At 71.8% G+C, this 5,802-nt stretch carries 4 protein-coding genes; 2 read left to right on the top strand and 2 right to left on the bottom strand.

Annotated elements, in window-relative coordinates:
- Window positions 1-102: 102 nt before the first annotated feature.
- Window positions 103-591: a hypothetical protein gene (locus ACWGI6_RS36810; RefSeq protein ID WP_453271536.1), complete on the bottom strand. Its 489-nt coding sequence runs from the start codon at window positions 589-591 to the stop codon at window positions 103-105.
- Between the two features lie 164 nt (window positions 592-755).
- Window positions 756-3,422 carry a SpoIIE family protein phosphatase gene (locus ACWGI6_RS36805; protein ID WP_453271535.1) on the bottom strand — a complete coding sequence of 889 codons (2,667 nt, stop codon included), beginning with the start codon at window positions 3,420-3,422 and terminating at the stop codon, window positions 756-758.
- Window positions 3,423-3,709: 287 nt separating this feature from the next.
- Between ACWGI6_RS36805 and ACWGI6_RS36800 the strand changes: the two genes are divergently transcribed.
- Both ACWGI6_RS36800 and rsgA read left to right on the top strand, forming a co-directional pair.
- A complete protein-coding gene (locus ACWGI6_RS36800; protein WP_453271534.1) occupies window positions 3,710-4,237 on the top strand; it encodes a DinB family protein in 528 nt (175 codons plus the stop codon).
- A gap of 400 nt (window positions 4,238-4,637) precedes the next feature.
- A complete protein-coding gene (gene rsgA / locus ACWGI6_RS36795) occupies window positions 4,638-5,765 on the top strand; it encodes a ribosome small subunit-dependent GTPase A (protein WP_453271533.1) in 1,128 nt (375 codons plus the stop codon).
- Window positions 5,766-5,802: the final 37 nt, after the last annotated feature.

Genomic DNA, 5,802 nt, shown 5'->3' with positions numbered 1-5,802 from the left:
CCCCTGAGCATTGTCAACAACGCTCAGGGGTTCGCTTCGTCCGGTTTTCGGCCCGGGAACGGCTGACCGGAGCTCAGCACCGGCACGCGGCCTCCGCGGCCCTCAGCACCAGCAACGTCCCCGGTGGTGTCGCCGGCAGAAGGCCGAGTGCCGGTACCGGGATGCCGCGGCCCTCCGCCGCCGGCCCGACGCGCCCAGAAACCCCAGGCCGATGCCCAGCATCCAGGTGTCCTTGGCCATCTGAATTCCGTCCTGGGTCGGCCGCAGACTCCCCTCCTGCCGCATCCCGGGGATGCGCAAGTACAGACCGACCAGCCCGCCGGAGAACCCGGTCAGTGCCAGTCCGGCCAGCCGGGTCGGTACGAACGGCGCCAGCAGTGCGCCGGCGACCACGAGTTCCGAGCATGCCAGCAGCCGGGTGAACCGCTCGGCGGGAATCTTGTCCAGGAACGGATACGCCACACAGGCCATCCCGTGCACGGCCTCCGCGGTGGCCTGGTCGGCGTGCAGCTTCGTCAGCCCGGAATTCAGGATGAACGCACCGGTCGCCAGCCGGGGGGCCAGATCACGCGCTTCGGGCAGTTGCACCATGGGAGCCTCCAAGATCAGATCTTCGGCCCCCTCACCGAGCTTAGCCAGGGGGCAACGGGGGTGCATCCGCCCGCCGCCGCGGGTGGGGCCGGGCGGCCGGGGCACGGGCGACGCCGGGCGGCCCTCCGCCCAGCCGTCCCGGGCGCGCCCCGCGCCGTGCCACGTCACAGCGCCGGCACGTCGTCCCACTGGTCGAGGATGTCGTCGACCGAGTCCGGACCGGGTTCCGGCCGGCCGCCGTCGAGGGACTGCTCGGTCCAGATGACCTTGCCGTTCGGTGTGTAACGGGTGCCCCAGCGCTGGGCGAACTGGGCGACGAGGAAGAGGCCGCGGCCGCCCTCGTCCGTGGCGGCGGCCCGGCGCAGATGCGGGGAGGTGCTGGAGCCGTCGGAGACCTCGCAGATCAGGGCGCGGTCGTACAGCAGCCGGACGCGGATCGGCTGGGCCCCGTAGCGGATGGCGTTGGTGATCAGTTCGCTGAGGATCAGCTCGGTGGTGAACGAGAGCGCCGCCAGCCCCCAGGACTCCAGTGTGCGCAGGCATTCCGACCGGATACGGCCGACGGCCGCCGGGTCGGAGGGCACCTCCCATTCGGCGGTCCGGTCGGGGTCCAGCAACTGCGTACGGGCCACCAGCAGGGCAATGTCGTCACTGGGGTGTTCGGGCAGCATCGTGTCGAGGACCGCCGTACAGATCTGCTCCGGTGTGCGGTCCGCCGCGGCGGCCAGGGCCGTGTGCAGCAGCTCCAGGCCGCTGCCGATATCGCGGTCGCGGCCCTCGATCAGCCCGTCCGTGTACAGCACCAGCCGGGAGTCCTCGCTCAGGGTGAGTTCCGTGGTCTCCACCGGCTCGCTGCCGCCCAGGCCCAAAGGCGGGGAGACGGGCATGTCGGGGAACAACACGGTGCCGTCGGGGGCGACCACGGCCGGTCCCGGGTGGCCCGCCCTGGCCAGGGTGGCCCGGCCGTCGCTCGGGTCGTAGATGGCGTACAGGCAGGTCGCGCCGGTGATGCCGGTGCGCCCCGTGTACGCCGGCACGCCCTTGGAGTCGCTGTCCATGCCGCCCGGCCAGGGCCCCTCGTCCTCGCCCTCCGCACCGGTTCCGGGGGCCGCCGCCTGCGCCTCGTCGGTGTCGATGTGGGTGACGAGTTCGTCCAGATGGCTGAGCAGTTCGTCGGGCGGCAGGTCGAGGGCGGAGAAGTTGTGGACCGCGGTGCGCAGTCGGCCCATGGTGGCGGCGGCGTGCAGACCGTGTCCGACGACATCGCCGACCACCAGCGCGACCCGGGCGCCGGGCAGCGAGATGACATCGAACCAGTCGCCGCCGACCCCGGCGCGCGCGGGAAGATAGCGGTGGGCCACCTCCAGGGCGGACTGCTCGGGCAGGGTCTGCGGCAGCAGACTGCGCTGCAGGGTGACGGCCGTGGTGTGCTCACGGGTGTAGCGGCGGGCGTTGTCGATCGCGACGGCGGCCCGCGCGGTCAGCTCCTCGGCGAAGGCCAGGTCCTCCTCCTCGAAGCCGCCGGACGTCTCGGTCCGCCAGAAGTTGGCCAGCCCCAGCACCACGCCCCGCGCCTGCAGCGGTACGGCGATCAGCGAGCGGATACCGGCGTCCAGCACGCGCTGTGCGCTCTCCAGGTCCGGTCGCCGCCACTCGTCCGACCTGAGCAGATCGTCCACCAGGATGGGCCGGCCGCTCTCCAGCGCCGTCGCCATCGGGGTGCCGGGCACAAACCTGAGCACCTCGCCCACCCGGTAGATCGCCGATTCGTCGGGGACCCCGCTGACCGCCATCCGTCGCAGATCGGTGCCCGTCCCGGCCGCCGGTTCATCGCCGCGGAGCACCGGCTCCAGCAGCTCGACGGTGGCCACATCGGCGAACCGGGGGACCGTGACATCGGCCAGCTCCTCGGCGGTACGCCCCACCTCCAGCGTGGTGCCGATCCGCAGCCCCGCGTCATAGATCAGCTTCAGCCGCTCCTGGGCGACCCCCGCCCGCCCGGCCAGCGCCCGCAGGTCGGTGGTGTCCCGCAGCGTCACCACGGTCCCGGCGGGCCCGCCGTAGGGGGCGGTCGGCCGGACGTTCACCGCAATCAGCCGGTCGCCCGCCGGCAGCACCTCGTCGGTCACCTCCCGTCCCGAGGTCAACAGCGAGCTCAGCCGCGGTTCCAGACCCAGTTCCGCGACCGGGCGCCGCTCCGCGTCCACGGGCAGTGCGAGCAGCCGCCGGGCCTCGTCGTTGGCCAGCAGCAGCAGTCCGTCGCTGCCGATGATCAGTACGCCCTCCCGTACCGCGTGCAGCACCGCGTCGTAATGCTCATACATCCGCCGCAACTCGGCCGGATGCAACCCGTGCCTCTGCCGCCGCAGCCGACGGCTCACCCACGCCGCCCCGCCGGCGACCACCAGCAGGCCACCGGCGGCGCCGAGCAGCAGCGGCATCGGGTGCACCACCTGTTCGCCCGCCCGGATGCCCCGTGGGCTGAACGCGACGATGTGGTCGACGTCTGAGGCCTTACGTGCCGCCGCCGCCCGGGGCTGCGGCAGCGCGGTCGGGTCGCGGGACGTCATGGCGGCGAGGGTTCCGGGCGCATGGGTGAAGGCGGCCGCCCCGACGACGGAGCGCTGACGGGCCTCCTGCATGCTCGCGCCCTCCGCCTGGAGGACGAGAGCCACGACGGCCGCGACGACCAGCAGCACCGTGAGGACGGGCTGCAGCACCAACACCTGGCCCGCAACGCTCTGCACTTTCCGCAGCGAGCGGAGGCGCCGTCCCGGGAAGCGTGATGACGGCCGGGAAGCGTCACCCTCTCGCCCGAAAATTTCCGTCATGACCCATATTTAGCACTGTGCTCCGCCGCGGGGTGCTCGGCCGCCTCGGCCCCGTGTGCCGCCGGTACGCCCTCGCCACACGCTATTGAGCAGTGCTTAGCCGCCCTTCCCGTGCCGCAGGTCCCGTACGCGTGAGACACCGGGGCGAAGCCCTCGCCACACGCGAGACCGGGGCGAAACCCCTCGCCTTCCTCGTCCTGCCCGTCTCGCAGGACACTCTGACGCCTGGTTGCCGGGCTGCCACACTGCCCTGCCGCCCGCCCGCGCCCCGTGAAAGGGTAGGGCCCATGGGGACAACACCGGACGGGCGGCCTATTCCGCCCCTACAGGCCGATGAACGCGCCATGCTGGAAAGCTGGTTGGACTTCCACCGTGCCACGCTCCCGCTGAAGTGCGAGGGACTGGACGACCGCCGGCTCCGCCTCGCCTCGGTGGCACCGTCGCCCATGACGCTGCTGGGCCTGGTGCAGCACATGGCGGAGGTCGAACGCAACTGGTTCCAGCGGGTGTTCGCCGGTCAGGACGTCCCGCCGGTGAACGGCACGGGGAACGAAGACGGTTTCGCGCTCGCGCCGGACCGCGGGATCGACGAGGTACTGGCCCTCTGGCGCGCGGAAGTCGCCCGGAGCCGCGCACTGATCGCCGCCGCCTCGCTGGACGACACCGGCAAACTCCCGGGACAGGAGGCGGATCTCGTCGGCGGTCAGGGTGTTTCGCTGCGCTGGATCCTGGTCCACATGATCGAGGAGTACGCACGCCACAACGGCCATGCGGATCTGCTCAGGGAGAGCATCGACGGCGTCACGGGCGCCTGAATCCGTGACACCGGGCGGCCTGGGCCCGGACCGTCCACCGCGCGTACGAGGGGCCCGACCGGATGCCGCGGTCGGGCCCCTCGCGGGCATGGCGCGGGGCGGCGCCGGGGGAGCGGTGCTGACGAGGGCGGAGGTGGCGTCGGGAAAAAGGATGGCGCCGCTGTGCCGGGCCGGTCTACGGTGAGCCCTGTTCGAGACGGTGTCCCGAGGTCACCGTCGTTGGCCGTCGAGGAATGCGGGAGGTGAGTACTGATGACTGTCGCTGCGCAGGGTGCTGTCCGCATCCAGAAGATCATCCATCTCACTTCTGCGGTCTCCGGCTGACTCGACGTCACTTCTCTTCTTCTCCCCGCGCGTTGCGCGGGCGGCCGGGGCTGCTCCTTCCTGAAGGGTCATCCCGTTGTTCGACCTCGATCTCTCTGCTGCGCACCCGTTGACCGCCTATGGCTGGGACGACGGGTTCGCGGAGAATTTCACCCCCCATGCCGGGCAGGGGTTCGTGCCCGGCCGTATCGTCCGCGTGGACCGCGGGCGGGTGGATGTCGTCGTGCCCGGGGGCGAGGGCACCCGGACCGTTCTGGCGGATACCGCGCTGGTGGCCACGAGCGATCCGATGCGGGTGCCGTGCACCGGTGACTGGGCCGTGATCGACCTGGAGAACGGGCTGGTCGGCAGCCATCTCGACGGTGTGGTGCGGGCGTTGCTGCCCCGGCGTACGGCGTTTTTGCGGTCCGCTTCCTCCAAGCGCTCCGAAGGGCAGATCCTCGCGGCGAACGTCGACCACGCGGTGATCGCGGTGTCGCTGGCCGACGCGCTGGATCTCGGGCGTATCGAGCGCTTCGTCTCGCTGGCCTGGGAGAGCGGGGCGCAGCCGCTGGTGGTGCTGACGAAGGCCGATCTGGCCGGTGAGGCGGACACTCTGGCGTATCTCGCCGCCGACGCGGAGTCCGCGGCTCCCGGGGTGCAGGTGCTGGCGGTCAGCTCGGCGACCGGCGAGGGGCTCGATGTGCTCACCGCCCTGCTCACGGGAGGTACGTCCGTCCTCCTGGGGCAGTCCGGCGCGGGCAAGTCCACGCTGGCCAACGCCCTGCTCGGCAAGGAGGTCCAGCTCGTGCAGGCCATCCGTGACCGGGACGGCAAAGGCCGGCACACCACGACCACACGGGATCTGCGGGCGCTCCCCGGCGGCGGGGTGCTGATCGATACGCCGGGGCTGCGCGGGGTCGGGATGTGGGATGCCGGGACCGGGCTGGCCCGGACGTTCTCGGATGTCGAGTCGCTGGCCGAGGACTGCCGCTTCCATGACTGTGCGCATGAGGCGGAGCCCGGCTGTGCGGTGCAAGAGGCCGTCGGGAGCGGGGAGTTGCCCGTGCGCCGACTGGAGAGCTACCGCAAGCTGCTGCGGGAGAACCAGCGCATCGTGGCCAAGACGGACGCCCGGCTGCGCACCGAGATCCGCCGGGACTGGAAGCAGAAGCAGGCGCTGGGCCGGCACATGATGGAGCGGAAGCGGGGGCCGCAGAAGTGAGGTGACGCGGCGGGGGTGGGCCGGCCGTGGGCCGGCC

The sequence above is a fragment of the Streptomyces sp. NPDC054786 genome (genome assembly GCF_053611685.1).
This window is presented reverse-complemented; position numbering and strand designations above follow the sequence as displayed.

What these genes read in the sequence shown, in the direction of transcription:
- ACWGI6_RS36810 (WP_453271536.1), bottom strand. Translation starts at nt 591, where the DNA reads ATGGTGCAACTGCCCGAAGCGCGTGATCTGGCCCCCCGGCTGGCGACC.
- ACWGI6_RS36805 (WP_453271535.1), bottom strand. Translation starts at nt 3,422, where the DNA reads ATGACGGAAATTTTCGGGCGAGAGGGTGACGCTTCCCGGCCGTCATCA.
- ACWGI6_RS36800 (WP_453271534.1), top strand. Translation starts at nt 3,710, where the DNA reads ATGGGGACAACACCGGACGGGCGGCCTATTCCGCCCCTACAGGCCGAT.